Source organism: Pseudomonas putida (assembly GCA_029953615.1).
GTDB lineage: Bacteria > Pseudomonadota > Gammaproteobacteria > Pseudomonadales > Pseudomonadaceae > Aquipseudomonas.
This window is the reverse complement of the sequence record CP124529.1, coordinates 974,604-1,000,971: the sequence shown is the minus strand read 5'-3', so window position 1 is coordinate 1,000,971 and position 26,368 is coordinate 974,604. Positions and strand designations below refer to the sequence as shown.

Annotated in this window: 17 protein-coding genes, 3 rRNA genes and 2 pseudogenes; 18 read left to right on the top strand and 4 right to left on the bottom strand. The window is 60.1% G+C overall.

Features of this window, described 5'->3' with window-relative positions; translation table 11 throughout:
- Nucleotides 1-8 precede the first annotated feature (8 nt).
- From QIY50_04585 to QIY50_04565, 5 genes are all read left to right on the top strand, one after another.
- Nucleotides 9-170 (top strand): hypothetical protein, encoded by a 162-nt coding sequence (locus QIY50_04585; protein WGV21524.1) that lies wholly within the window; start codon nt 9-11, stop codon nt 168-170.
- Between the two features lie 135 nt (nt 171-305).
- Nucleotides 306-422: a cytochrome c oxidase subunit CcoM gene (gene ccoM, locus QIY50_04580; protein ID WGV21523.1), complete on the top strand. Its 117-nt coding sequence runs from the start codon at nt 306-308 to the stop codon at nt 420-422.
- Nucleotides 423-707: 285 nt separating this feature from the next.
- On the top strand, nt 708-2,696 hold the full coding sequence (locus QIY50_04575; GenBank protein WGV21522.1) for an FUSC family protein: 1,989 nt from the start codon (nt 708-710) through the stop codon (nt 2,694-2,696).
- A complete protein-coding gene (locus QIY50_04570; GenBank protein WGV21521.1) occupies nt 2,683-2,889 on the top strand; it encodes a DUF1656 domain-containing protein in 207 nt (68 codons plus the stop codon). Before QIY50_04575 ends, QIY50_04570 begins: the two co-directional genes overlap by 14 nt.
- A 12-nt stretch (nt 2,890-2,901) precedes the next feature.
- Nucleotides 2,902-3,759 carry an HlyD family secretion protein gene (locus tag QIY50_04565; protein ID WGV21520.1) on the top strand — a complete coding sequence of 286 codons (858 nt, stop codon included), beginning with the start codon at nt 2,902-2,904 and terminating at the stop codon, nt 3,757-3,759.
- Between the two features lie 229 nt (nt 3,760-3,988).
- On the opposite strand, the gene QIY50_04560 is transcribed toward QIY50_04565, so the two are convergent.
- Nucleotides 3,989-4,747, bottom strand: a complete 759-nt coding sequence (locus tag QIY50_04560; GenBank protein ID WGV21519.1) for an SDR family oxidoreductase — start codon at nt 4,745-4,747, stop codon at nt 3,989-3,991.
- 112 nt (nt 4,748-4,859) lie between these two features.
- Here QIY50_04560 and QIY50_04555 point away from each other — a divergent pair.
- Nucleotides 4,860-5,769 (top strand): annotated as a pseudogene (locus QIY50_04555) (LysR family transcriptional regulator).
- A 124-nt stretch (nt 5,770-5,893) separates the two neighbouring features.
- Nucleotides 5,894-6,223 carry a DUF2025 family protein gene (locus QIY50_04550; protein WGV21518.1) on the top strand — a complete coding sequence of 110 codons (330 nt, stop codon included), beginning with the start codon at nt 5,894-5,896 and terminating at the stop codon, nt 6,221-6,223.
- Between the two features lie 31 nt (nt 6,224-6,254).
- Here the strand turns inward: QIY50_04550 and QIY50_04545 are convergent, their stop codons facing one another.
- Nucleotides 6,255-8,840 carry an EAL domain-containing protein gene (locus tag QIY50_04545; GenBank protein WGV21517.1) on the bottom strand — a complete coding sequence of 862 codons (2,586 nt, stop codon included), beginning with the start codon at nt 8,838-8,840 and terminating at the stop codon, nt 6,255-6,257.
- A 51-nt stretch (nt 8,841-8,891) separates the two neighbouring features.
- Nucleotides 8,892-9,966, bottom strand: a pseudogene (locus QIY50_04540) (diguanylate cyclase).
- Between the two features lie 130 nt (nt 9,967-10,096).
- Here QIY50_04540 and QIY50_04535 point away from each other — a divergent pair.
- Nucleotides 10,097-11,188, top strand: a complete 1,092-nt coding sequence (locus QIY50_04535; protein WGV21516.1) for an MBL fold metallo-hydrolase — start codon at nt 10,097-10,099, stop codon at nt 11,186-11,188.
- A 3-nt stretch (nt 11,189-11,191) separates the two neighbouring features.
- Here the strand turns inward: QIY50_04535 and QIY50_04530 are convergent, their stop codons facing one another.
- Nucleotides 11,192-12,088, bottom strand: coding sequence for a formate/nitrite transporter family protein (locus QIY50_04530; GenBank protein ID WGV21515.1), 897 nt, complete (start codon nt 12,086-12,088; stop codon nt 11,192-11,194).
- Nucleotides 12,089-12,547: 459 nt separating this feature from the next.
- Here QIY50_04530 and QIY50_04525 point away from each other — a divergent pair.
- The 10 genes from QIY50_04525 (at nt 12,548) to QIY50_04480 (ending at nt 26,352) form a co-directional block, all read left to right on the top strand.
- A 16S ribosomal RNA gene (locus QIY50_04525) occupies nt 12,548-14,084 on the top strand.
- Nucleotides 14,085-14,401: 317 nt separating this feature from the next.
- Nucleotides 14,402-17,292, top strand: a 23S ribosomal RNA gene (locus tag QIY50_04520).
- 135 nt (nt 17,293-17,427) lie between these two features.
- A 5S ribosomal RNA gene (gene rrf / locus QIY50_04515) occupies nt 17,428-17,543 on the top strand.
- The 16S, 23S and 5S rRNA genes sit together here, the layout of an rRNA operon.
- 372 nt (nt 17,544-17,915) lie before the next feature.
- Nucleotides 17,916-19,559, top strand: coding sequence for an acetolactate synthase large subunit (locus tag QIY50_04510; protein ID WGV21514.1), 1,644 nt, complete (start codon nt 17,916-17,918; stop codon nt 19,557-19,559).
- Nucleotides 19,560-19,702: 143 nt separating this feature from the next.
- Nucleotides 19,703-21,640: an FAD-dependent oxidoreductase gene (locus QIY50_04505; protein WGV21513.1), complete on the top strand. Its 1,938-nt coding sequence runs from the start codon at nt 19,703-19,705 to the stop codon at nt 21,638-21,640.
- Nucleotides 21,641-21,785: 145 nt separating this feature from the next.
- Nucleotides 21,786-22,682, top strand: a complete 897-nt coding sequence (locus QIY50_04500; GenBank protein WGV21512.1) for a nitrilase family protein — start codon at nt 21,786-21,788, stop codon at nt 22,680-22,682.
- A 10-nt stretch (nt 22,683-22,692) separates the two neighbouring features.
- Entirely contained in the window at nt 22,693-23,847 is a 1,155-nt protein-coding gene (locus QIY50_04495; protein ID WGV21511.1) for a hypothetical protein, read from the top strand.
- Nucleotides 23,844-24,833, top strand: coding sequence for an asparaginase (locus QIY50_04490; GenBank protein ID WGV21510.1), 990 nt, complete (start codon nt 23,844-23,846; stop codon nt 24,831-24,833). The genes QIY50_04495 and QIY50_04490 overlap by 4 nt, the downstream gene beginning before the upstream one ends.
- A gap of 91 nt (nt 24,834-24,924) precedes the next feature.
- The gene (locus tag QIY50_04485; GenBank protein ID WGV21509.1) at nt 24,925-25,494 is read left to right on the top strand and encodes a UPF0149 family protein; all 570 of its coding nucleotides are present in this window, start codon (nt 24,925-24,927) and stop codon (nt 25,492-25,494) included.
- 228 nt (nt 25,495-25,722) lie between these two features.
- Nucleotides 25,723-26,352, top strand: a complete 630-nt coding sequence (locus QIY50_04480) for a glutathione S-transferase (protein ID WGV21508.1) — start codon at nt 25,723-25,725, stop codon at nt 26,350-26,352.
- Nucleotides 26,353-26,368: the final 16 nt, after the last annotated feature.

Here is a 26,368-nt window from a genome sequence, read left to right as displayed (position 1 = left end):
GCCCACCCATGAGCCAAGACAACCTCATCGATTTCGATGCCGAACGCGCCAAGCGCGTCCACGACCTGAAGGAAAAGCGCCTGAACGAAATGCGCAATGCGTTCGAACAGGCCCTGCCGTTGAACACCGCCAGGAAAAAGAAGCCCAAGGGCAAGCCGAAGAAACGCTGAAACTTGACGCAGGTCAACCCAGCACCCGCCTCGCGTGCCCGGCCCCGGGCACCATTGACACCGATCAATTTTTCCTACCCCCACTTTGGTTAACGTGCACCCATCGGACAACGGCAAACGAATGGGGAGGCCAGCATGTTCTTCGACAACGTGGTTATCGCCGGAGTGGTAACGGTCGGGTTGATGGTCGTCTTCTTTGCCGGTCTGGGCATTTTCATCTGGAAGGACTCGAACAAGCGCAAGCCGCGCTGACCTTCCGGGTACACGAGCACGCAAGGCATTTAGGGCGACTTCGGTCGCCCATTTTTTTGCCTGGGATTTTGCTTTGCCGGTACCGGCCTCTTCGCGGGCACGCCCGCTCCCACAGTTTTCAGACTGTGCGCGGTCCCTGTGGGAGCGGGCGTGCCCGCGAACGGGTCAGCACAGGAGAACGCGATCTCACTAAAGATGATTAGCTAGCTAATTAGTTGTTTCCGTTTTATCCTTCCCGTCATTGTCTATCTTTTCAGTAACACCACCCCCCGCAAGGTCCGCCGCGTGCCCATCACTCTCCAGGCCCTTTTCGCCCCCAGCAGCCTCGCCCTCAAGTTCGCCATCAAGACCCTGCTCGGTGGTGGCCTGGCGCTGTGGCTGGCGATGCGCTGGGGCCTGGAGCAACCCTCCTGGGCGCTGATGACCGCTTTCATCGTCGCCCAGCCGCTGTCGGGCATGGTGGTACAGAAGGGCTTGGCGCGGCTGGCCGGCACCCTGGTCGGTACGTTTGCATCGGTGCTGTTCATCGGCCTGTTCGCCCAGACCCCATGGTTGTTCCTGCTTACCTTGGCCCTGTGGCTGGCCCTGTGCACCGCCGCGTCCACCCAGCTGCGCAGCGCCTGGGCGTATGCCTTCGTACTGGCTGGCTACACCGCGGCGATCATTGCCCTGCCGGCCATCGACCACCCGTTGCAGGTGTTCGACCAAGCCGTGGCGCGCTGCACCGAGATCTGCCTGGGTATCTTCTGTGCCACCGCCAGCAGTGCCTTGCTCTGGCCCATGCGGGTAGAGCAGCAACTGGGCGGGCAGGCCCGCCAGGCCTGGCAGAACGGTCTACAGGCCGCCAGTGCCATGTTGGGCGGTGAAGACGAGGCGCGCAAAGGCTTGCTGGAAAGCCTGGGGCGTATCGTTGCGATCGACAGCCAACGCGAACACGCCTGGTTCGAAGGCAACCGCGGGCGCCAGCGTGCCCGCGCCGTTCGTGGCCTGAGCCAGAAACTGATAGTGCTGCTGCGCATCTCCCGCTCGGTACGCCGGCAGTGGCGGCAACTGGATGAGCGCGAAGCCGAACACCTGGCGCCCTGGCTGAATGAGGTGCGGGCACTGCTCGGCGAGCCCGACCGGCCCAGCCTGTTGTTGCTGCGCCAGCGCATCTGGGATGCTGCCCACGATGAACATATCAGCCCGGCGGAGCACTTCTGCCTGGCGCGCATGGCGCTGCTGCTGGATTACGCCATGGCCGCCAGCCAGGCGCTGGAGGACGTGGAGGCGGGCAGGGCGCCCAAGGATGTGTCCCAGGGCCTGGCCGCCCACCGCGACTGGTCGCTGGCCTTGTTGTTCGGCTCACGCAGTGCGCTGGCCTTTCTGGTAATGAGCAGTTTCTGGCTGGCCACCGCCTGGCCTTCGGCACCGGGCGGGCTGGTACTGACCTGCGTGGTCTGCAGCCTGTTCGCCAGCCGCGAGAATGGTGCGCAGATCGGCCTGAGCTTTTTACGCGGGATCTTCCTGGCGATACCTGTGGCGTTTCTGGTCGGGCAGATATTGCTGCCGCAATGGAGCAGCTTCGCCATGCTCTGCCTGGGCATGGGCGTGCCGCTGTTTCTCGGGGCGCTGGGCATGGCTCACCCACGCACCGGGGCCACGGCCACCTCCTATTGCCTGCACTTCATCGTGCTGGTGTCGCCGCTCAACGCCATGCAGTTCGGCGTGGCCACCCTGCTCAACAGTGCCTTGGCCATGCTGGTGGGGGTATCTGCTGCGGTGATGGCCTTCCGTTTGTTGGTGTTTCGCCACCCGGCCTGGCTGGGCCAGCGCCTGCGCGCGGCGACCCAGAACGACCTGGTGCGCCTGACCCGGCGCGACCTGCGCGGGGCCGACAGCTGGTTTGGCGGGCGCATGGCCGACCGCCTGATGCTGCTGGCACGGCATGCCGGCGAGTTGCCCGAGAGCGAGCGCAAACGCTGGGACGACGGCCTGCACGGGTTGGATATCGGCGACGAACTGGTGCATCTGCGCATGTGTCTGGCGGTCGCCCAGGCCCCGTTGGGGCGTGCCGAGCGTGAATACCTGCAGCAGGTAGAGGCCGTGCTGGCCAAAGGGCCGGCGCCAGGGCGTGGCCAGCGCCTGGACGCTGCCAGCGAACAGTTCATTGGTGCCTTGCGCCGTCTACCCTCAAGCGATCCGCTGCGCTTGGCCGAAGGGGCGGTGCTGCAATTGCAGAAAAGCTGGGGCAAGTGGTGCCGCTGGCAGGAGGAAGCCCATGGGGTTGCGTGAGTGGGAAGCAGGCGGCGTACTGTTCAGTCCCTTCCTGGTTTATGTGTTGATGGCGCTGGTGCTGACCGGGTTGCTGCGTCTGGTGGTGCAGGCCACGCCGTTGGGGCGCTGGATCTGGCATGAGGCGCTGTTCGACGCGGCGCTGTTCGTTTGTGTGTTGTTCCTGGTAGTGCGACTGCTGGGAACCTTGTGAAGGAGTGTTTCGATGCGTGCGGCCGTACGTACCCTGGTCACCTTGTGTGTGGTGGCCCTTGCCGTGTTCGCCGGCTATCAGCTGTGGCAGTACTACATGCTCACCCCCTGGACCCGTGATGCCCGTGTGCGCGCCGATGTGGTGGTGATCGCCCCCGATGTGTCGGGCTGGGTGCGCGAGCTGAAGGCGCGTGACAACCAGCGGGTCAAGGCCGGCGACCTGCTGATGACCATCGACCGCGAACGCTTCCAGGCCGCTTTCGACCAGGCCAGTGCGGTAACCGAGACCCGCACCCAGCAGCTACGTCTGCGCGAGCGTGAGGCGGCCCGGCGTACCGCCCTGGGGCCGGAGGCGATCAGTGCCGAGTTGCGGGAAAACGCCCAGATCAATGCGGCCATCGCCCGCGGTGAACTGCATGAGGCCGAGGCACAGTTGCAGGTTGCCAGAATCAACCTGGCGCGCAGTGAAGTGCGGGCGCCGCGCAGCGGGCATATCACCAACCTGCGCCTGGCCGAGGGCAACTATGTGAACACCGGGGAATCGATGATGGCCCTGGTGGACGATTCAACCTTCTATATCCAGGCCTATTTCGAGGAAACCAAGCTGCCGCGCATTCGCGTGGGGGATGCGGTGAGGGTGTGGTTGATGGGCGCGGGCGAGCCGATGCAAGGGCATGTGGAGAGCATCAGCCGCGGGATCACCGACCGCAACAGCAACCCGGACAGCCAGTTGCTGCCGGAGGTTGAACCGACCTTCAATTGGGTGCGCCTGGCGCAGCGCATACCGGTGAGGATTCGCCTGGACCAGGTGCCTGAGGGGGTGACCCTGAGTGCGGGCATGACGGCGAGTGTGCAGGTGCATGAGCAATAAGGCGGGGGCCACTCCGTGGCCCAATCGCTGGCAAGCCAGGCTCCCACAGATACTGCACAAGGCTTGAGGTCCATGCGGTGGTGGCAGCAACTGGCCTGCATTGCCTGTCCTGGCCTCATCGCCGGCTAGCCAGCTCCTACAGGTACTGCACATGGCTTGGGATCAATGCGGTCGAGGTGGGAGCTGGCTTGCCGGCGATGGGCCGCAAAGCGGCCCCAGATTCCCGATTTCAAAGGAACATCCCGCCCGACACCTCCAGCCGCTGCCCGTTGATCCACCCATTGCCCTCTTCCAGCAGCAGCGCAATCGCCGCGCCGATATCATCCGGCAAGCCCACCCGACCCAGCGCCGTATTACTGGCAATGTACTCATTCACCTGGTGGTTATCCCGCACTACGCCGCCGCCAAAATCAGTCTCGATCGCCCCCGGCGCCAGAATGTTCACGCGAATACCACGCGGCCCCAGTTCCTTGGCCTGGTAGCGGGTCAGCACCTCCATCGCCCCCTTCATCGCGGCGTAGGCGGAATACCCCGGCAGCGCAAAGCGCGCCAGGCCGGTGGAAATATTGACGATGCGGCCATTGTCGACCAGTAGCGGCAGCAGGCGTTGGGTAAGGAAGAATGGCCCTTTCAGCTGGATATTCAGCAACTGGTCAAACTGCGCCTCGCTGGTTTCGGTGTAGGGCACGTTCAAGCCGATCCCTGCATTGTTCACCAGGAAGTCGAACCGCTCGCGGCCGAAGTGTTGTTGCAGGGTTGTGCTCAGGCGTTCGGTAAAACCGGCAAAGCTGGCGCTATCGCTGACGTCGAGTTGCAGCATGGCAGCCTTGACCCCGGCCTGCTCGAGCCGGGTGGCCACGCCGTGGGCTTCCTCCGCCTTGCTGTGGTAAGTGCCGATGACATCGATGCCGCGTGCGGCCAGGTGTTCGGCAGCGTTGCGGCCCAGGCCTCGGCTGGCGCCAGTGATCAGGGCAATCTTGCGAGTCATGGTGAAGACCTCATGGTGGGTTGATGAGCACAGGTTATTGGTCACTGTTGTGCTGTTAAATCCAGGAGATTTGGCAATACTGTTCGGTAAAACCGAATAGTCGAGGCGGCAAGTGAACAAGCTGGAGTTGTTACGCACTTTTGTGCGGGTCAGTGAGGTCAGCAGTTTCACCCTGGCTGCCGAGAGCCTGGGGCTGCCACGCTCGACCGTGTCGGAGCAGATCAGGGGGCTGGAGCGTTTGCTCGGTACGCAGCTGTTCAACCGCACCACCCGCCGGGTGCAGGCAACCCAGGATGGTGCCTTGCTGTACGAGCGCAGCAAGGACTTGCTGTCGGGCATGGAGGAAATCGAGAGCCTGTTCCGTGCCGACGATGCCGAGCTGGCCGGGCGCCTGCGGGTCGACCTGCCGACCATGATGGCCCGCCGGGTCATCATCCCGGCGCTGCCGCAGTTTCTGCAGCGCTTTCCGCGCCTGGAGGTAGAGCTCAGCTGTACCGACCGCCAGGTCGACCTGCTGCGTGAGGGCTTCGATTGTGTGATGCGCATTGGTGCCCTGCACGATCTGGATGTGGTGGCGCGTCCGGTCGGGCAACTGAGCATGCGTAACTGTGCAAGCCCCACCTACCTGGCCCGCTACGGTGTGCCGCGCACGCTGCAGGACCTGGCCGGGCACCACCTTGTGCATTACGTGCGCACCCTGGGGGCGCGCAGCGCCGGTTTACGAGTACCTGCAGGGCGGTGAATTGCACTGCCAGGCCATGGCCGGCGTGGTCACCGTCAACAATGCCGAGGCCTACTCGGCGGCCTGTCTGGCCGGGCTCGGGCTGATCCAGGTGCCAGCAGTGGGTGTGGCCGAACACCTGCGGCGCGGCGAACTGGTTTCGGTACTGGAAGGCTGGCAGGCCCCGGCGATGCCGGTGTCACTGCTGTATGCGCGGCAACGGCACGTGCCGCGTCGGGTGCAGGCCTTCATGCAGTGGCTGGGCGAGGTGCTCCATTCTCAGGTGGACGGTGGCCACTGATCGATCAGAACCGTAGCGCCGGTGCGGCGGCTTGCGTTAGGCTGCCAGTCACGAGTTGCCCGACAGAGGCGACCCTTCCCCCGCCTGGCGTGCGTATCTTCCGATTTCATTGCGAGGTTACGTCATGGCCATCACTTCCCAGGACATCTGCAACGCTGCCGACCAGCTCAAGGGCTTTGTCGGTTTTCATCGCAAGCGCGGTGTGCATATCGTACGTTTTTCCGAAGATTCGTTCGGCATGGACGTGGCCGACGCCAGCATCACGCCCTGCAGCGAGTTTGTCTGGCGGCACGAGCAAGGGCAGCGCATGGCCCTGTGCCGTGAACGGCTGACGCTGTTGCTGGAGCAGCATGTGGATGACCGTTTGAACATCGGTGAACCGCTACGCACCTACCTGCGCCGGCGCGACCTGCCGGAAATCGTGGCTGAGCGCAGCTTGCAGCCACCTTGCTGAAAAAATGCCTGTGGGAGCGTTCAAACTTACGCTACGGGTGAGGTGCCGAGCGCTGGGATGTTTGCTGCAACAACGCCGCGAGCCCGGCACTGTCCAGCGGCCGGCTCATGTAGTAGCCCTGCACTTCGTGGCAATGGTCATTTGCCAGTGCCCTGAGCTGCTGCTCGCTCTCCACCCCTTCGGCCGTGACCGTCAGCCCCATCGCTTCGCCCAGATTGATGATGGCCTGGACCACGGCGCGGTCGCTGCCGCCTGTGTTGCTCAGCCCGCCGATGAAGCGCTTGTCGATCTTGATGCTGTCGAACGGGTAGGTACGCAGGTAGCCCAGCGACGAGTAGCCGGTGCCGAAGTCGTCCATGTTCAGGCGCACGCCCAGCTCCTTGAGCGACAACATGGTGCCCAGCGCGCCTTCAATATCGTTGAGCATCACGTTCTCGGTAATTTCCAGCTCCAGGCGCTGGGCAGGGAAGGCGGTTTCCAGCAGGATCTCGCGCACATCGGCCACCACATCGCTGCGCAGGAATTGCGCAGGCGAAAGGTTCACCGAAACCAGCACGTCGGCGGGCCAGTCGTGGGCAGTGCGGCAGGCTTCGCGCAGCACCCAGCGGCCCAGCGCCACAATGATGTCGCTCTGCTCGGCCAACGGGATGAAGGTATCCGGCGCCAGCAACCCCTCCTGCGGATGTCGCCAGCGCACCAAGGCCTCGACCGCGACGATGCGCAAGTCGCTGAGGCGGTAGCGCGGCTGATAGTACAGTTCGAATTCCTGGTTGCGCAGGGCCCGCCGCAGGTCGTTCTCCAGTTGACGGCGGTACTGGATCTGCTGGTTCATTTCGGCAGCGAAATAGCGCCAGGTGTTCTTGCCGTCGGCCTTGGCCTGGTACAGGGCGATATCGGCGCAGCGGATCAGTTCCCCGGCATCGAAGCCCTGGGTGCGGGTCTGGGCGACACCGATGCTGGCGCCAACGTGCAGGGGCTGGCTATCGAAGACGATCGGTTGCTGCAGCAGGCTGATCAGGCGCGCACAGAAACGGTCGATCTCGCTGCGGTTGTCCATGCCGCCGAGCACCAGCAAAAACTCGTCGCCGCCCAGGCGCGCGACCATGTCGCCATCGCGTGTGCTGTCGCGCAGGCGTGTTGCTACCTCCTGCAGCACGGCGTCACCGGCGGCGTGGCCGAGGGAGTCGTTGATCGGCTTGAAGTTGTCCAGGTCCAGTAGCAGCAGGGTCAGTGGCGGCGAATCGTTGCCGCGCAACAGTGCCTGCTCGAGGTGCCGGGCGAGCTTGTTGCGGTTGGCCAGCCCGGTCAGCGGGTCGTGCAGCGACAGGTGCTGTATGCGCGCATGGGCGTCGACTTCGTCGGTGATATCGCTGGCGGTGCCGCGATAACCCACGGGCTTGTCGTCGAACCAGATGGCGCGGGCCGAAATCCGGCAGTAACGGTTCTGGCCATTCTGGTCGCGGTAGGTGCAGCGCAGGTTGGCCAGTTGTTGCGGGTCGGCCGCGGCCAGGGCATCCAGCCACGGCGAAAGCGGCGTGGTGTCGCAGGCCAGCAACTGATTGAGCGGCTGGCCGAGCCAGTCGTCCACCGCGTAGCCGGTGACGTTGACAAAGCGTTGAGAAAGGTAGGTCAGGCGTTGTTGCCGGTCGGTTTCCCAGATCCAGTCGGAGGCCGACTCGGCCACCGCGCGAAAACGTTGCTCGCTGGCCTCCAGCGCCCGGTTGCTCTGCTGCAGATCGGCGAGCGTACGGTCGATCGCCCGCGAACTGCGCAACGCATGGCGGAACAGGTACAGCATGATCAGACCGAGTATCAGCAAGGCACCTGCCAGTGGGGGCAATACCGCCCGCAACAACTGATGCCCGGGTAGCGGGCTGCTCCAGGACAGGTGGTAGCCGGTATCGCCGAGGTCGAGGCGCAAGTGGTCGTGCTCACCCACATCATTTTTTTCCACGTGCATGCCGGTAAGGCCTGCACCGCTGCTCAGCTGTGCCAGCTTGTCCTCGGTGAGCTGGTCGACGAAAAGCATTACCGGCGCCTTGCTCACCTCGCTGTCGGTGACATCCCGATCAGGGCGCACCGCCGCGGCACTGAGCACGGCCGGCCAACCGTTGAACAGGACAAAACGGGTGATCTGTTCACGTGGGGCCGCCGCCGCCCGGGCCTGGTCGATGATTGGCTGAAGTGCCGCATCAATATAGGTATCGGCCGATGCCTGGGTAGGCTTGCCCTTGAACAGGGCATACGTGGTGCGTGCATCCTCCACCACGAACACCCCTTCATAGCCGCTGGCGCTGTACAGCGATTCGCCCACGTTCTTTTCTTCGTAGGCCCATTTCCAGTCGGCCTGGCCCGCCAGGTGCTCGAAAGCCGCATCCCAAACGGCGTAGCTGGACAGAAACTGGCGCGAGGCGAGCAACCGCTGTTCCAGCGCCTTGGTCGCCTGCGAGGCACTGCGCTGGCGCTCCTGGTGGTCGAGAGTGGCCGCGATATTGAACAGGGCGCCGAGGATGACCAGGCAGACCAGGCCGAAAATTGCGCTGAAACCGGCAATGAGGCGACGCACCTGGAAGCGTGGTGCAGGGCTGGCGGGTGGAGGGTTGGCGGTCCTGGCCATGCGCGGGCAGCTCCTTCAGGCAGCCTCCCGCCAGGCAGTCAGGAAGGAGGTTCAATCAGGATAGGCCAGCCTGAGCGCCGCGGTGCCGCTGTGGGCAAAAATTGACCTGGTCGCGGCCAGCATGCTTGGCGGTGTATAGCGCCTTGTCCGCTTGTTCGAGCCAGTGTTCGGGTGACGCCAGGTCGACCTCGAATGCCGACAGGCCGATACTCAGGCTGATGCGCAGGTGCGGCAACTGCGGGTTGCGGTAACTGGCGACCCGCTCGCGCAGGCGCTCCATGGCCTGGCAGGCCTGGGCCTCGCTGGTGTCCGGCAGGAGCACGCAGAATTCATCACCGCCGTAGCGCCCGGCCTGGTCGCCTTCGCGCAGGTTACGCCGCAGCTCGGTGCTGAGCTGGCGCAACACACAGTCGCCGACCACGTGGCCGAAGGTGTCGTTGATGGTCTTGAAGTGGTCGATGTCGATCAGGGCAATCACCGCGCTCCCTTGTTGCTGCTGGCAGGCCTGGAACTTCAGCTGCAGCAGGTCTTTCCAGGCACCATGGTTGAGCAAGCCTGTCAGGCTGTCGGTGAGGCTCAGGGCGCTCAGGCGGCGCTTGTGGTCGGCGAGCTTGATCGCCAGTTGGTAGCAGACCCAGCCCAGCGCCAGCGGATAGAGTGTCAGCATCGGCAGGCAGGCATAGACCTGCAGGGGCGTGGCGTTCAATTGCAGGCCCGGGCCGAGCAGCAGGATGGCGACGAACATGCCCGCCAGCTGGGCCAGCACCCCGCGCACGACCATGCGTTTGCCGCCTGCGGCGACATTGTTCATGGTCATCATCGACAGCACGGTCACGCTGGGCAATGGATTGAAATGCATGGCGGCCGCCCAGAACCCACCCATCAGGGAGTCCAGCACCAGGTTGCGCTGTTCTGCCTGGTAAGGCATGGCCGAACGGGTGGCCCACAGGTAGGCCACATGCGGCCACAACAAGCCGTTGAACAGTACCAGCAGCCATGTCCAGGTGGGTGGGGACAGCGGCGCCATTGCCGCCATGACGCTGAACATGCCGATCCCCAGGCCGATGACACGCGGCAGGTAGATGCGTTTGGCGAATGAAAGTCCTTTGCCGCTGCGTTTATCCATCTTGGCCATCGTTCTTCTGCTGAAGCACCGTTTATCGCATAACCTGCATGAATATTGTTGAACAGTGTTTCATCGACGAAAAATGACCTTACAAGCCAATTCACGGTTGATTCGATCACTGTGGGATAGCATGAAGGCTTTCCTGTTGCCAGGAGTGTTGCTGATGGTCCCTTTGACTAGCCCTGCCGGCGAGCCGGCGCCCCAGCGGGAAGGGCGTTTTCACAACCAGGCGTTGTTGCCTCAGGATGGCGTATTGAAGAAGCTGCGCATCGGGCTCAAGTACCTGTTCTTGCGCAAGCCGCCGGAAACCCGGCCGGCCAAACCGGTCAGCCTCCAGCCCATGACCCGCCAGCAGGTGCTCGACGCACCTGACCGCAGCCTGTGGCGCCTGGGCCATTCCACGGTATTGCTGAAGTTGCGCGGGCGCTTCTTTATTACCGACCCGGTATTCGCTGAGCGCGCCTCGCCGGTGCAGTGGGCCGGCCCGCTGCGTTTTCATGCGCCACCCCTGGCGCTGGACCAATTGCCACCGTTGGCTGCAGTGGTACTGTCCCACGATCACTTCGACCATCTGGACGAACAGGCCATTCGCCAACTGGCGCCGCGCACGGACGTGTTCCTGGCGCCGCTGGGTGTAGGCGACTTGCTGATGACCTGGGGCGTGGCACCGGCGAAGGTGCGGCAGCTGGACTGGTGGCAGCAAAGCGAGGTCGAGGGCGTGCGTTTTGTCGCCACCCCGGCCCAGCACTTTTCCGGGCGTGGGCTGCTGGACAGCAACCGGACCTTGTGGGCGTCCTGGGTGATCGTCGACGAGGATGTGCGGGTCTTCTTCAGTGGCGATACCGGCTACTTCGATGGGTTCAGGCAGATTGGCGAGCGCTTCGGGCCATTCGACCTGACCCTGATCGAGACCGGGGCCTACAACGTCGCATGGCCCGATGTTCACATGCAGCCGGAGCAGAGCCTGCAGGCCCATCTGGATTTGCGCGGGCGCTGGCTATTGCCGATTCACAACGGCACCTTCGATTTGTCCATCCACGGCTGGCAGGAGCCGTTCGAGCGCATCCTGGCGTTGGCCAACCAGGCACAGGTGCGCCTGAGTACGCCGCAAATGGGGGAGCGGGTCAGCCTTGACACTCCGCATGCCGGACAGAACTGGTGGCAACCGCGGCCTTTGCGTCAGCGCGGCCAGGCAAACGAGCACGTGGTAACGGCAAGCTGAAGTTCATTGGTTGCCATTGTTGCGGCGCGGGGAGTGTGGCTGGTCCTTCTTCAGTAGCCGTGAGGGCGGTTTGCCGCTGTCGCTGCGCACCTGTGCATGGCTGATCAAGCCAAATATGAAGCTGCCGCCGATGATGTTGCCCGCCAGTGTCGGCAGGGCGAACTCCAGCCAGAAGCTGCTCCAGGTTTCATCGCCGGCCCAGACCAGATAGGACACCTCGACCGAGCCGACCACGATATGAGTGAAGTCACCCAGGGCCATCAGGTAGGTGATCATCAGGATTATCCAGATCTTGGCGTGTTCCATCGACGGAATCATCCACACCATGGTGGCGATCATCCATCCCGATACGATGCCTTTGGCGAACATCTGGCTGACATCGTTCTCCATGACCTTGCGGCCAACCTCCAGGAAGGCCACGTCTGTCTTGCTGTCGAAGATCGGCAGCTCGAGCATTACCCAGGCCACCAGCAAGGTGCCGGCGAGGTTGCCAAGCAGTACCACGCTCCAAAGGCGCAGCAGGCGCCCAAAGTTGGCCAGGGTAGGGGCGGTCATTACCGGCAACACGGCGGTCAGGGTGTTTTCGGTGAACAGCTGCTGGCGCGCCAGTATTACTGCAAGGAAGCCTGCACTGTAGCCGATGCTGGCGATCGCCTGGGCACTGTCGCCCTCCGGCAGGCGAGCGTAGAACAGGCCCATGGCCATGAGCGACAGCCCCATGGACAAGCCTGCGGCCAGTGCCGACCACCATAGGGCGGCGAGTGTACGTTCCAGTTCCTGGTCGCCCTGGTAACGAATGATCTCGTGCAGTACTGCCGCGCGGGGCGGTTGGTTAAGGCTGACTTCCTGCTCCTCGTCCGCCGACAGGCCTGGGGTTTTCTCGCTCTGCGCGTCGCTCATGGCCGCTACGCTCCGTTGGGTGGTGTTTCTCTACAGATTCGCGGCGCTTTCATTAGTTGCCGTCGAAGGTAAAGCGCCGGTAGAAAGTTTTTTCAGATCAAGGTGTTGACTCTGATCTCAAAGCGCGTATTATTCGCCTCCTCGCAGCGATGAACGCTTCGAGGCAAGCGGTAAGTTGTTGAAGTTGAAGGGTTTCGAAAGAAATCGGTTGTAAAAAACTTCAAAATAAACGCTTGACAGACCATGAGGAAAGCGTAGAATGCGCGCCTCGGTTGAGACGAAAAGCTCTTAACCAAACGCTCTTTAACAAATCGAATCAAGCAATTCGTGTGGGTGCTTGTGAGTATGGGCTGATAGTCACAAAGATTATCAGCATCACAAGTGGCCATGCGAGAAATCACATAGTCATTTGAGATTGCTGAGCCAAGTTTAGGGTTTCTTAAAAACCCAAGCAGTATTGAACTGAAGAGTTTGATCATGGCTCAGATTGAACGCTGGCGGCAGGCCTAACACATGCAAGTCGAGCGGATGACGGGAGCTTGCTCCTTGATTCAGCGGCGGACGGGTGAGTAATGCCTAGGAATCTGCCTGGTAGTGGGGGACAACGTTTCGAAAGGAACGCTAATACCGCATACGTCCTACGGGAGAAAGCAGGGGACCTTCGGGCCTTGCGCTATCAGATGAGCCTAGGTCGGATTAGCTAGTTGGTGGGGTAATGGCTCACCAAGGCGACGATCCGTAACTGGTCTGAGAGGATGATCAGTCACACTGGAACTGAGACACGGTCCAGACTCCTACGGGAGGCAGCAGTGGGGAATATTGGACAATGGGCGAAAGCCTGATCCAGCCATGCCGCGTGTGTGAAGAAGGTCTTCGGATTGTAAAGCACTTTAAGTTGGGAGGAAGGGCAGTAAGCTAATACCTTGCTGTTTTGACGTTACCGACAGAATAAGCACCGGCTAACTCTGTGCCAGCAGCCGCGGTAATACAGAGGGTGCAAGCGTTAATCGGAATTACTGGGCGTAAAGCGCGCGTAGGTGGTTCGTTAAGTTGGATGTGAAAGCCCCGGGCTCAACCTGGGAACTGCATCCAAAACTGGCGAGCTAGAGTACGGTAGAGGGTGGTGGAATTTCCTGTGTAGCGGTGAAATGCGTAGATATAGGAAGGAACACCAGTGGCGAAGGCGACCACCTGGACTGATACTGACACTGAGGTGCGAAAGCGTGGGGAGCAAACAGGATTAGATACCCTGGTAGTCCACGCCGTAAACGATGTCAACTAGCCGTTGGAATCCTTGAGATTTTAGTGGCGCAGCTAACGCATTAAGTTGACCGCCTGGGGAGTACGGCCGCAAGGTTAAAACTCAAATGAATTGACGGGGGCCCGCACAAGCGGTGGAGCATGTGGTTTAATTCGAAGCAACGCGAAGAACCTTACCAGGCCTTGACATGCAGAGAACTTTCCAGAGATGGATTGGTGCCTTCGGGAACTCTGACACAGGTGCTGCATGGCTGTCGTCAGCTCGTGTCGTGAGATGTTGGGTTAAGTCCCGTAACGAGCGCAACCCTTGTCCTTAGTTACCAGCACGTTATGGTGGGCACTCTAAGGAGACTGCCGGTGACAAACCGGAGGAAGGTGGGGATGACGTCAAGTCATCATGGCCCTTACGGCCTGGGCTACACACGTGCTACAATGGTCGGTACAGAGGGTTGCCAAGCCGCGAGGTGGAGCTAATCTCACAAAACCGATCGTAGTCCGGATCGCAGTCTGCAACTCGACTGCGTGAAGTCGGAATCGCTAGTAATCGCGAATCAGAATGTCGCGGTGAATACGTTCCCGGGCCTTGTACACACCGCCCGTCACACCATGGGAGTGGGTTGCACCAGAAGTAGCTAGTCTAACCTTCGGGAGGACGGTTACCACGGTGTGATTCATGACTGGGGTGAAGTCGTAACAAGGTAGCCGTAGGGGAACCTGCGGCTGGATCACCTCCTTAATCGACGACATCAGCCTGCTGATGAGCTCCCACACGAATTGCTTGATTCATGGTTGAAGACGATCAGGGCCTTGAACAGGTCTTGTGTTGTTCCTGATCAGAACCTGGAAATGAACATTCGCATCGAATGTTGATTTCTGGCTTTTGTCAGACCGTTCTTTAAAAATTCGGATATGTGATAGATATAGACTGATGACCAGTTTCACTGCTGGTTAATCAGGCTAAGGTAAAATTTGTGAGTTCTGCGCGAAAGCGCAACATGCGAATTTTCGGCGAATGTCGTCTTCACAGTATAACCAGATTGCTTGGGGTTATATGGTCAAGTGAAGAAGCGCATACGGTGGATGCCTTGGCAGTCAGAGGCGATGAAAGACGTGGTAGCCTGCGATAAGCTTTGGGGAGTCGGCAAACAGACTGTGATCCAGAGATCTCTGAATGGGGGAACCCACTCAGCACAAGCTGAGTATCTTGTACTGAATACATAGGTGCAAGAGGCGAACCAGGGGAACTGAAACATCTAAGTACCCTGAGGAAAAGAAATCAACCGAGATTCCCTTAGTAGTGGCGAGCGAACGGGGACCAGCCCTTAAGTTGATTTGAGATTAGTGGAACGCTCTGGAAAGTGCGGCCATAGTGGGTGATAGCCCCGTACACGAAAATCTCTTGTCAATGAAATCGAGTAGGACGGAGCACGAGAAACTTTGTCTGAATATGGGGGGACCATCCTCCAAGGCTAAATACTACTGACTGACCGATAGTGAACCAGTACCGTGAGGGAAAGGCGAAAAGAACCCCGGAGAGGGAGTGAAATAGAACCTGAAACCGTATGCGTACAAGCAGTGGGAGCCTACTTTGTTAGGTGACTGCGTACCTTTTGTATAATGGGTCAGCGACTTATATTCAGTGGCGAGCTTAACCGAATAGGGGAGGCGTAGCGAAAGCGAGTCTTAATAGGGCGTTTAGTCGCTGGGTATAGACCCGAAACCGGGCGATCTATCCATGGGCAGGTTGAAGGTTAGGTAACACTGACTGGAGGACCGAACCGACTACCGTTGAAAAGTTAGCGGATGACCTGTGGATCGGAGTGAAAGGCTAATCAAGCTCGGAGATAGCTGGTTCTCCTCGAAAGCTATTTAGGTAGCGCCTCATGTATCACTCCAGGGGGTAGAGCACTGTTTCGGCTAGGGGGTCATCCCGACTTACCAAACCGATGCAAACTCCGAATACCTGGAAGTGCCGAGCATGGGAGACACACGGCGGGTGCTAACGTCCGTCGTGAAAAGGGAAACAACCCAGACCGTCAGCTAAGGTCCCAAAGTCATGGTTAAGTGGGAAACGATGTGGGAAGGCTTAGACAGCTAGGAGGTTGGCTTAGAAGCAGCCACCCTTTAAAGAAAGCGTAATAGCTCACTAGTCGAGTCGGCCTGCGCGGAAGATGTAACGGGGCTCAAACCATGCACCGAAGCTACGGGTGTCATCTTTGATGACGCGGTAGAGGAGCGTTCTGTAAGCCTGTGAAGGTGAGTTGAGAAGCTTGCTGGAGGTATCAGAAGTGCGAATGCTGACATGAGTAACGACAATGCGAGTGAAAAACTCGCACGCCGAAAGACCAAGGTTTCCTGCGCAACGTTAATCGACGCAGGGTTAGTCGGTCCCTAAGGCGAGGCTGAAAAGCGTAGTCGATGGAAAACAGGTTAATATTCCTGTACTTCCAGTTATTGCGATGGAGGGACGGAGAAGGTTAGGCCAGCCTGGCGTTGGTTGTCCAGGTTTAAGGTGGTAGGCTGAAATCTTAGGCAAATCCGGGATTTCAAGGCCGAGAGCTGATGACGAGTTGCCTCTAGGCGACGAAGTGGTTGATACCATGCTTCCAAGAAAAGCTCCTAAGCTTCAGATAACTGGGAACCGTACCCCAAACCGACACAGGTGGTTAGGTAGAGAATACCAAGGCGCTTGAGAGAACTCGGGTGAAGGAACTAGGCAAAATGGCACCGTAACTTCGGGAGAAGGTGCGCCGGCGAGGGTGAAGGACTTGCTCCGTAAGCCCATGCCGGTCGAAGATACCAGGCCGCTGCGACTGTTTATTAAAAACACAGCACTCTGCAAACACGAAAGTGGACGTATAGGGTGTGACGCCTGCCCGGTGCCGGAAGGTTAATTGATGGGGTTAGCGCAAGCGAAGCTCTTGATCGAAGCCCCGGTAAACGGCGGCCGTAACTATAACGGTCCTAAGGTAGCGAAATTCCTTGTCGGGTAAGTTCCGACCTGCACGAATGGCGTAACGATGGCGGCGCTGTCTCCACCCGAGACTCAGTGAAATTGAAATCGCTGTGAAGATGCAGTGTATCCGCGGCTAGACGGAAAGACCCCGTGAACCTTTACTATAGCTTTGCACTGGACTTTGAATTTGCTTGTGTAGGATAGGTGGGAGGCTTTGAAGTGGGGACGCCAGTTCTCATGGAGCCATCCTTGAAATACCACCCTGGCAACTTTGAGGTTCTAACTCAGGTCCGTTATCCGGATCGAGGACAGTGTATGGTGGGTAGTTTGACTGGGGCGGTCTCCTCCCAAAGAGTAACGGAGGAGTACGAAGGTGCGCTCAGACCGGTCGGAAATCGGTCGTAGAGTATAAAGGCAAAAGCGCGCTTGACTGCGAGACAAACACGTCGAGCAGGTACGAAAGTAGGTCTTAGTGATCCGGTGGTTCTGTATGGAAGGGCCATCGCTCAACGGATAAAAGGTACTCCGGGGATAACAGGCTGATACCGCCCAAGAGTTCATATCGACGGCGGTGTTTGGCACCTCGATGTCGGCTCATCACATCCTGGGGCTGAAGCCGGTCCCAAGGGTATGGCTGTTCGCCATTTAAAGTGGTACGCGAGCTGGGTTTAGAACGTCGTGAGACAGTTCGGTCCCTATCTGCCGTGGACGTTTGAGATTTGAGAGGGGCTGCTCCTAGTACGAGAGGACCGGAGTGGACGAACCTCTGGTGTTCCGGTTGTCACGCCAGTGGCATTGCCGGGTAGCTATGTTCGGAAGAGATAACCGCTGAAAGCATCTAAGCGGGAAACTTGCCTCAAGATGAGATCTCACTGGGATCTTGAATCCCCTAAAGGGCCGTCGAAGACTACGACGTTGATAGGTTGGGTGTGTAAGCGCTGTGAGGCGTTGAGCTAACCAATACTAATTGCCCGTGAGGCTTGACCATATAACACCCAAGCAATTTGCGCACGAAAGCCAAATTGTGGTGGTGAAGACGAAAGAACCGAAAGTTCGCAACTTCACAAAATCACATATCCGAATTAGCCAAGAGTGTTCAACAGACATTCTGGCAACAGAATTTCTTGACGACCATAGAGCATTGGAACCACCTGATCCCATCCCGAACTCAGCAGTGAAACGATGCATCGCCGATGGTAGTGTGGGGTTTCCCCATGTGAGAGTAGGTCATCGTCAAGATTCATTTCGCAAAACCCCTATCTGCACATGCAGGTAGGGGTTTTGTCTTTGTGGCGCAAAAATCTCCAGCCCTACGTAATACCTGTGGGAGCGGGCAAGCCGGCGAAGCAGGCGACGCGGTGCATGGCACCGGCTACCCCGGTGTTCGCTGCGGTTCGACGCCTCGACTCGCCCGCTCCCACAACTCCCACTCTGAGCGCGCAATACCCAGGCTGCGACAATATTCCCGTCACACTCACGTGACTTTCCCGAGCCCACCCTACGTCAAGACTTTGGTTCGGGGCACTCCTGGCCCTGGGCTGAGCGATGCCAGCGTACCGTGCTGCGCATTTCCGGACGTCCACCGTCCCATCACTTGAGGTAGCAAGCAAGATGGCCAAGGCCGCCGATGTCGTTGTGCAATGCCTGGAAAACGAAGGTGTCGAGTATGTGTTCGGCATTCCGGGTGAGGAAAACCTCGACCTGCTCGAATCCCTGCGCAAGTCGAAGATCAAGCTGGTACTGACCCGTCACGAGCAGTCCGCAGGTTTCATGGCTGCCACTTATGGCCGCCTGACTGGCAAGACCGGCGTCAGCCTGTCCACCCTCGGCCCTGGCGCCACCAACCTGGTTACTGCCAGCGCCTACGCCTACCTGGGCGGCATGCCGATGATGATGATCACCGGCCAGAAGCCGATCAAGAAGTCCAAGCAGGGCCGCTTCCAGATCATCGACGTGTGCGGCATGATGGATCCCATCACCAAGTACACCCACCAGTTCGCCTCGGCCGACAACATTCCGGCCCGCATGCGCGAAGCCTTCCGCCTGGCTGAAGAAGAGAAGCCGGGGGCCGTGCACCTGGAGTTGCCGGAAGACATCGCCGCCGAGCAGACTGATAGCCTGCCGGTCCCGCCTAGCCTGAGCCGTCGCCCGCTGGCCGAGCACAAGGCTATCGAAGCGGCCGTAGAGAAACTGCAGAACGCCCGTAACCCGATCCTGGTGATCGGCGCCGGCGCCAACCGTAAAATGACCGCCAAGGTCCTCAAGCAGCTGATCGACAAGACCGGCATCCCGTTCATCACCACCCAGATGGGTAAAGGTGTGGTCGACGAGCGTCACCCGCGCTTCCTGGGTAACGCTGCACTGTCGTCCGGTGACTTCGTGCACCGCGCCGTCGAAGCCGCCGACCTGATCGTCAACATCGGCCACGACGTAATCGAGAAGCCGCCGTTCTTCATGGTCCGTGGTGGCACCGAGGTCATCCACATCAACTTCCGCTCCGCCGAAGTCGATGCCGTGTACTTCCCTCAGGTGGAAGTGATCGGCGATATCGCCAACGCCGTATGGCAGATCAGCGAAGCGCTGAACGACACTTCGCACTGGGACTTCACCCGCCTGATGGCCATTCGTGAAGCCAACGAAGCGCAGATCGCCGAAGGGGCCGACGACAACCGCTTCCCGGTCTACCCGCAGCGCCTGGTTGCCGACATCCGTCGCGTGCTGCCGTCCGAAGGCATCGTGGCCCTGGACAACGGCATCTACAAGATCTGGTTCGCCCGCAACTACAAGGCTCACAGGCCGAACACCGTGCTGCTGGACAACGCCCTGGCGACCATGGGCGCCGGCCTGCCATCGGCCATGGCCGCGCACCTGGTGCACCCGGACCGCCCGGTGATTTCGGTGTGCGGCGACGGCGGCTTCATGATGAACAGCCAGGAGCTGGAAACCGCAGTACGCTTAGGCATGCACATCACCGTGGTGATCCTGCGTGACGACGGCTACGGCATGATCCGCTGGAAGCAGGCCAACATGGGCTTCACCGATTTCGGCCTGGACTATGGCAACCCGGACTTCGTCAAGTACGCCGAAGCCTACGGTGCCAACGGCCACCGCGTGGAAAGCGCCGAAGGCTTGCTGCCGCTGCTCGAGCACTGCATCAAGACCCCGGGCGTGCACGTGATCGACTGCCCGGTCGATTACAGCGAGAACGACCGCATCCTCAACAGCGAGCTGCGTGAGCGCGCGCTGGCGGTGTAAGGCGTAACGGCTTTATTGACATCAACCCGGCCACCACAGATATCTCACGATCTGTGGTGGCCGGTTGGTGCTAATTAACAACCTCCTGACGCACCTCTTGATTGACCACTCTCATGTTCCCAATTCATTGAGAACACGAGACCATGACCATCGGCTCAACACACAACCATCCTGCCGATCTGGCTATCGAGCCATCCCTGTCCGTAAAGCCGTGGGCTGCGCGTTACCCTAACCCTCCTGATCTTTGCTTTGATTACCGCCGTCTACTCGAACAAGAGGGTGGAGTTGCATACGCCACTCAGCCGGAACACCGGATCTGTATTGTCGGTGCTGGTGTTACCGGGCTAACTGCAGCCCGAGAATTGCTACGTTGCGGCTTTACCCGTATCACCTTGATCGAGCAGTCCCAACGTGTGGGTGGACGTCACCTCACGCTGGTGAATAACGCAGGAGATCACAAGCAGCCTGTAACCCCTTTTGAAATGGGGGCCATGCGCATGCCGTTCTTCAACAGGACTGGTGAGCACCCAAAAGAGGGGCGTTCGCTTATGGCCTATTACGCCAAGCTGTTCAGGCTACGAATCTCCGATTTTCCAAATCCCGGGACACCTTGGGTGAATGCCACTGGAATATATCTTCGTGATGGGCAATTGGAGGGTGACAGAGGCCCAGAGCTGTTGATCTGGCGCAATCCCGAAGGAAAGACACCACCACCCACTGCGATGCTTCAGCAGGTCTACGATAAATGGCGCCATTTCGCGGAGCAGTTCGCCGAGCGTATTGCTGCGGTTTACGGCACTTATGGTTGGGAATCGATGTGGTCGGCGATCGTCGAGCGCTATCATCGATTATCGTTTAGAGATCTGGTGCATTTACCTGCTCTTACGGTTTGGGACCCTGCAAACCCTGGTGATTTTGGCGGTCTAGACATGAGTGGCGACGAGTCGGCCATCTTCTATGCAATCGGTATTGGAGATGGTAGCTGGGGAGCGTTTTATGACGTCTGCTGCCTGTACCCGCTGCGCACAGCAATCTTTGGCTTCAGCAGTCACTTGCAGTTGGTGCATGGGCGTGTTGATCAGGACGGTGTGCCTTACGCTGCACCCTATCTTGAATCCAGCAGCATCCCTGACAGTAAAGGGTTGATGTTTCAGGCGCCAGCGTATATCGGGCTTGCGGCGATGGACGAAAGCCTCATGTTTCTGAACGTCGGGATGAGCGGTTCCTCACTATATGATCATCTGCTACAACGAGATGATGGGCTACTGACCGACAGTTCGGTCTGTTCGCTACAGAAGCTGGAAGGGGGGCGCGTACGGGTCGGATATCGTTGGCATTGCAGTGATCCGGTGCAGGATAACGTCCAATACGAAGACTTCGACAGTGTGATCTTGACTATCCCTTCCTGGCTGATCGAAACCAACATCTGCCTCGAAGGTTTCAGCCGTCAGATATTGCCGCAGACCATCATGGATGCCTGGAAGCATGCTCATTGGGAGACCAGTTGCAAGGTCTATGCTCCGCTGAAGAAGAGCTTCCTGGACCGCAACCCAGCCTTTCCGCAAATCTTGGTCACTGACAGTTTCGTTCACGATGTCTATGCCTATCGCTACAACGACCATTACGCGGATGACTGCATCCTGCTCAGTTACACCTGGGAAGACGATGCAACGAAGCTGGCCGCGTTCTCAGATGAAGAACTGGGCGTCAAGTGCGTGAAGGAACTCGATCGGATCCTCCTTCGCTGCAGCAACGTGGCTGAACCCATATCGCCTTATATCGATACTCGAAACATTCGCATACAGCGTTGGATGACAGACCGAAACGCCCTTGGCTGCGCAAAGTTGTATCGGGCTGGTACCTATTACGATGCAGTGAGCCTGATGAAATACAACCGTGATCTGAGTGCCGGTTCAGGGTTGTATCTGGCTGGAGAGTCTTTCTCTGTTGACGCCGGCTGGACCGAGCCGTGTTTACGCACGGCACTTGATGCAGTCATCAACCTGTGCAACAGAACATCGGCATCCTTCAACGGTGGCTTTACCCTGAACGACTACCCACATTATCAAGCTGGGAAATAGCTGCATCCGGGAGTTTTTGTGGGAAGTTTCCTACTGGCACACTTCTCTTGTCCTTCGATCCCATAGGAACTCCCCGACTGTCACTCCCCAGCCCAACCCAGCTTTACTGGCGCCCTTCCAAAACAACCATAAGAAGGAAGCCGCCATGTCTGAACATTGCACCCCCGTCAGCCCCGTACGCATCGCTGTCATCCAGTACGACCCTCAGGTCGGGCTCGAGCATTGCGACGGTAACCTGAGCAGAGGCCTGGCATTGGCCCGGCGGGCAGCGCGTGAAGGCGCCAACCTGATCGTGCTGCCCGAGTTGGCCAACACCGGCTACACCTTCCACTCCCGCGCAGAGGCCTATGCCCATGCCGAAACGCTGGAGGAAGGTGGCAGCCTGAAAGTCTGGGCGGATTTCGCCAGGGAGTATCAGGTCTACCTGGCTGCGGGATTTGCCGAACGCGAAGGGCTGAAGCTCTACGACAGTGCCGTACTGTTCGGCCCCGAAGGCCTGCTCGGGCATTACCGCAAGGCCCACCTGTGGAACCAGGAAAAGCTCTGGTTCACCCCTGGCAACCTGGGCTTCCCCGTGTTCGAGACGCCGATCGGCCGTATCGGCCTGCTGATCTGCTGGGATATCTGGTTCCCGGAGGTGCCGCGGCTGATGGCCGCGCAAGGCGCCGACATCATCTGCAGCCTGAACAACTGGGTATGGACCCCACCACCGCTGTTCGATGAATCAGGGCGCTGCATGGCGTCCTACCTGACCATGACGGCGGCACACGTCAATAACGTCTACATTGCCGCCGCCAACCGCATAGGCAACGAGCGGGGCGGGCGCTTCCTGGGCTGTTCGCTGATCGCCGGTACCAATGGCTGGCCCATCGGTGAGGTGGCCAGCGCAGAGGAGGAGGGCATTCTCTACGCCGATGTCGACCTCAGCAGTGCACGTTCGGCGCCAATCTGGAACAACCTCAATGATCTGCCACGAGACCGGCGCACCGACCTCTATGATGCGACCCTTGGCTATCGCCTGCATGCCCCGATGCCGCGCTGAGGAGTCGCCCATGAAAACGCTACTCTTCCCGAGTCGGCAACGTGCGCCGCTGTTGATCCTCGCCTGCCTGCTGGTGCCGCTGGCTGTCAGCCTCGCCCACGGCCAATGGCCGGACTACGCACAAATGGCGGCGACGCTCGATCAGCCGTTGAGCCGCCTGCGCTGGATAGTCGGTGATATCAGCGAGGTGGCTTTCTACAAGCATGAACTGCCCGCCCTCGGCTTGCTGCTAGGGGCTGGCCTGGCGCATTGGGCGCATGTGCGCAGGTATCGCTGGCAGGGCTTTGCCATCTGTTACGGCAGCGGGTTATGGCCATGGGTGTTCACTAGTTCGCTGTTGGGCCTGCTGCTCAGCCACGCGCTGTGGGGATGGACCTTGGCCAGTGGCACCTGGCAACCGACCTTCGTTGCCTTCGTGTCATTGCCGGCGGCCATGGTGCTGCTGTTTGGCGCGGGCTGGCAGGTGGCGATCAGCGGTGCACTGCTGGGGGCACTGCTGGTAACACCAGCCAGCCTGCTGATGGTCAACTACCTGTGCTACCCCCTGCAGCTGCCGGTGGTCGTCGGCAACGTGAGTGGCATGGCGCTGGCAAGCCTTTTGGCGTTCATGCTGTGCCGGCGCTTTCCGTCATGGGTGCGGCCCAGCCACAAGCCCGCCGTGTCCGAACCCGTTATGGCCCAAGCCGATTACGGCGTAGCGTGGACCCTGCGTCGTGTGCTTGCCGATTTCAGCGAAGCGCCATTCTTCGGTAATGAACTGGCCAGCCTCGGGCTACTACTGGGCGTGCTCCTGGCTTATATGCTGGCCCCCGGAGCGCCGGCCTACGGTTCGCTGCTGCTGATACCGATGATCGCCGGGCAGGCGCTGGCGTCACTGGTCGGGGTCGTGCTCTGGCGTCGCCAGTGGCAGGTGCGCGGCTGGTATCCCACCTACATTCCCATCGTCTCTATCGTCCCGGCCACTGTGCTTACCCATGGTGGTAGCTGGCAAGTGGTTGTGGTCAGCGCAGTGCTCGGTGCGCTGGTGGCTCCACCGCTGGCGGTAGCCATTACTCAGCGCTTGCCGACCTACATGCACGGCTATATCGGTAATGTGCTGTCGATGGCCATCAGCACGCTGGGGATCGTGCCACTGGTTGGGATGCTTGCGGGAGGTGGCGCATGAATGAGCAAACAAGCCTGCCCAGGCTTTCGATCGCCAGCCTGGGTGGCACGGTGAGCATGCAGGCAAGTGGCCGCGAATACGCGGTAAGGCCAAAGCTGGACTGCGACGAGCAACTGGCAAAAGTGCCACAACTACGCGAGATGGCCCACCTTGAAGTTGCCACTCTGGGCCTGCTCCCCAGTGCCTCGTTGGGCTTTGCAGCGCTGCTCGAGGTGCTGGCCTGGGCCCGGGGAGAGGTGGAGCGCGGGGCGCAGGCGGTGATACTGACCCAAGGTACCGACAGCCTCGAGGAAACGGCGTATTTCCTCGATCTGCTCTGGCCGTTCGATGCGCCGTTGGTGATGACCGGAGCCATGCGCGCGGCCAGCCAGCCGGGCAACGACGGCCCGGCCAATCTGCTGGCTGCTGCGCGGGTTGCCCTGGCGCCGAGCAGCCGTGGGCGCGGTGTTCTGGTACTGATGAATGATCAGGTCCACTGTGCCGCGAGGGTTCGCAAGACGGCCAGTTTGGCGATAGCTGCATTCGAATCGCCCGGCTGCGGAGCGCTGGGCGATGTTGTGGAGGGTGTTGTGGTATATCGTCAACCGCCTGGGCCACGAGAGGTGTTGCCATTGCCGCAACGCACCGAGCATCGGGTTGCACTGCTGGAAGCGTGCCTGGATGCAGACACGGCGTTGTTGGAGGCCACAGCGACACTGGGCTACGAAGGACTGGTCATTGCCGGTTTTGGCGCTGGCCACGTTTCCGGTAGCTGGTCCGAAGTGCTCGGCTGTCTTGTGCCCACCTTGCCTGTGATTGTTGCCACCCGTACAGGCAGTGGTCCCACAGCCTCGGCCTCCTACGGTTTTGCCGGGGCCGAGATCGACCTCCAGGCCAAGGGGATACACATGGCCGGGCAGCTCTGCCCGCGCAAATGCCGCATTCTGCTGTGGCTGTTGATCGGCACAGGCAGGCAGCAGCAGTTGCATGGCTTGTTGCCACGTTAAGCAATCTGCCCGCGTAGCTGCAAGCGCGGGCAGCCCTTCGGGCGCTGCTGTGCTAGGGTGCACACACTTTTGCTTCCCAGGATGTCCGCCCATGCTCCCCGCACTCAGCGAAAAAGAACTCGACCGCCTTGAAGACCTGCTGATCACCTACGGCAATGACTACTCGGTACTCAACCTGGCCGAGCTCAATGGTTTTTTCACTGCACTGGCCAGCTCGCCAGTCACCGTCACGCCGGAGCAGTGGCTGCCCGTAGTGGCCGGCGGCAAGGTGCCGAAATTCAAGAAGCCGGCGCATGAAGAAGCCTATACGGCGTTGATGCTGCGCTACGCCAGCCAGGTGGCAGAGGAGTTGGGCGACGATGTGGACCACTTTGAGCCGCTGTTCGAAGAAGGCGAAGGCGAAGAGGGCAGTGTGATCATCATGGAGGAGTGGTGCTTTGGCTACATGCGCGGCACTCAGGTCGCTGGTTGGGCTGAGCTGCCGCCGGAGCAGGACCAACTGCTCAAGGCCATTTCGCTGCATGGGCTGGAGGACAACTTCGAGCTGCTGGACCAGATGAGCGAAGCGGATATCCAGGCATGCGTGCCGCAGGTGGTCGAGGCTGTGCGTGGGTTGTTCCGGTATTTCAACAAAACTGCACTGATCTTGCATCTGCATTGACGCTAACGGCCCCATCACCGGCAAGCCAGCTCCCACAGGTAATCTAAGGCCTCAGGGTTTTGTAGCCCCTGTGGGAGCTGGCTTGCCGGCGATCGGGCCCGGGCAGGCTCGGCGATTATTCCGCCTCGCGAAATTATGGTTTCCCCACCACACGGATTCTGCTCCCAGCCGAACAGGTGCAGCATGTGCTCCATCAGCCCATTCCGGTGCTGACCAGGAGCCAAGCCCATGTCGAACCCGATCAAGCTTTACAACTTCCCCAAGTCTGGCCACGCCCATCGCATTGAACTGATGCTGTCCTTGCTCAACCTGCCCACCGAGCTGATATTCGTCGACCTGGCCAAAGGCGCGCACAAGCAGCCGGACTTCCTGGCCCTCAACCCGTTCGGCCAGGTCCCGGTCATCGATGACAACGGCACGGTGATCGCCGATTCCAACGCCATCCTTGTGTACCTGGCCAAAAAGTATGACAACGGCACCTGGCTCCCCGAGGAGCCCGCCGCCGCAGCCCGCGTGCAGCGCTGGCTGTCGGTCGCTGCCGGCCCGCTGGCCTTCGGCCCTGCCGCGGCGCGGCTGGTGACCGTATTCGGCGCAGCGTTCAACACCGACGAAGTCATTGCTCGCGCCCACACCCTGCTCAAGGTAATCGACGCCGAGCTGGCCAAAACGCCCTTCCTGGCCGGTAGCACACCCACCATTGCCGACATCGCCAACTACTCCTACATCGCCCACGCACCGGAGGGCAATGTGTCGCTGGAGCCCTATGCCAACGTGCGCGGCTGGCTGGCGCGGATCGAGGCGCTGCCGCGCTTCGTGCCCATGCCACGCACCGTGATCGGCCTGCAGACCAGCGCCTGACATTCCGCCACTGCGA

What these genes read in the sequence shown, in the direction of transcription:
- ccoM (WGV21523.1), top strand. Translation starts at nt 306, where the DNA reads ATGTTCTTCGACAACGTGGTTATCGCCGGAGTGGTAACGGTCGGGTTG.
- QIY50_04530 (WGV21515.1), bottom strand. Translation starts at nt 12,088, where the DNA reads ATGAGCGACGCGCAGAGCGAGAAAACCCCAGGCCTGTCGGCGGACGAG.
- QIY50_04510 (WGV21514.1), top strand. Translation starts at nt 17,916, where the DNA reads ATGGCCAAGGCCGCCGATGTCGTTGTGCAATGCCTGGAAAACGAAGGT.
- QIY50_04585 (WGV21524.1), top strand. Translation starts at nt 9, where the DNA reads ATGAGCCAAGACAACCTCATCGATTTCGATGCCGAACGCGCCAAGCGC.
- QIY50_04565 (WGV21520.1), top strand. Translation starts at nt 2,902, where the DNA reads ATGCGTGCGGCCGTACGTACCCTGGTCACCTTGTGTGTGGTGGCCCTT.
- QIY50_04490 (WGV21510.1), top strand. Translation starts at nt 23,844, where the DNA reads ATGAATGAGCAAACAAGCCTGCCCAGGCTTTCGATCGCCAGCCTGGGT.
- QIY50_04570 (WGV21521.1), top strand. Translation starts at nt 2,683, where the DNA reads ATGGGGTTGCGTGAGTGGGAAGCAGGCGGCGTACTGTTCAGTCCCTTC.
- QIY50_04550 (WGV21518.1), top strand. Translation starts at nt 5,894, where the DNA reads ATGGCCATCACTTCCCAGGACATCTGCAACGCTGCCGACCAGCTCAAG.
- QIY50_04535 (WGV21516.1), top strand. Translation starts at nt 10,097, where the DNA reads ATGAAGGCTTTCCTGTTGCCAGGAGTGTTGCTGATGGTCCCTTTGACT.
- QIY50_04500 (WGV21512.1), top strand. Translation starts at nt 21,786, where the DNA reads ATGTCTGAACATTGCACCCCCGTCAGCCCCGTACGCATCGCTGTCATC.
- QIY50_04485 (WGV21509.1), top strand. Translation starts at nt 24,925, where the DNA reads ATGCTCCCCGCACTCAGCGAAAAAGAACTCGACCGCCTTGAAGACCTG.
- QIY50_04560 (WGV21519.1), bottom strand. Translation starts at nt 4,747, where the DNA reads ATGACTCGCAAGATTGCCCTGATCACTGGCGCCAGCCGAGGCCTGGGC.
- QIY50_04495 (WGV21511.1), top strand. Translation starts at nt 22,693, where the DNA reads ATGAAAACGCTACTCTTCCCGAGTCGGCAACGTGCGCCGCTGTTGATC.
- QIY50_04480 (WGV21508.1), top strand. Translation starts at nt 25,723, where the DNA reads ATGTCGAACCCGATCAAGCTTTACAACTTCCCCAAGTCTGGCCACGCC.
- QIY50_04505 (WGV21513.1), top strand. Translation starts at nt 19,703, where the DNA reads ATGACCATCGGCTCAACACACAACCATCCTGCCGATCTGGCTATCGAG.
- QIY50_04545 (WGV21517.1), bottom strand. Translation starts at nt 8,840, where the DNA reads ATGGCCAGGACCGCCAACCCTCCACCCGCCAGCCCTGCACCACGCTTC.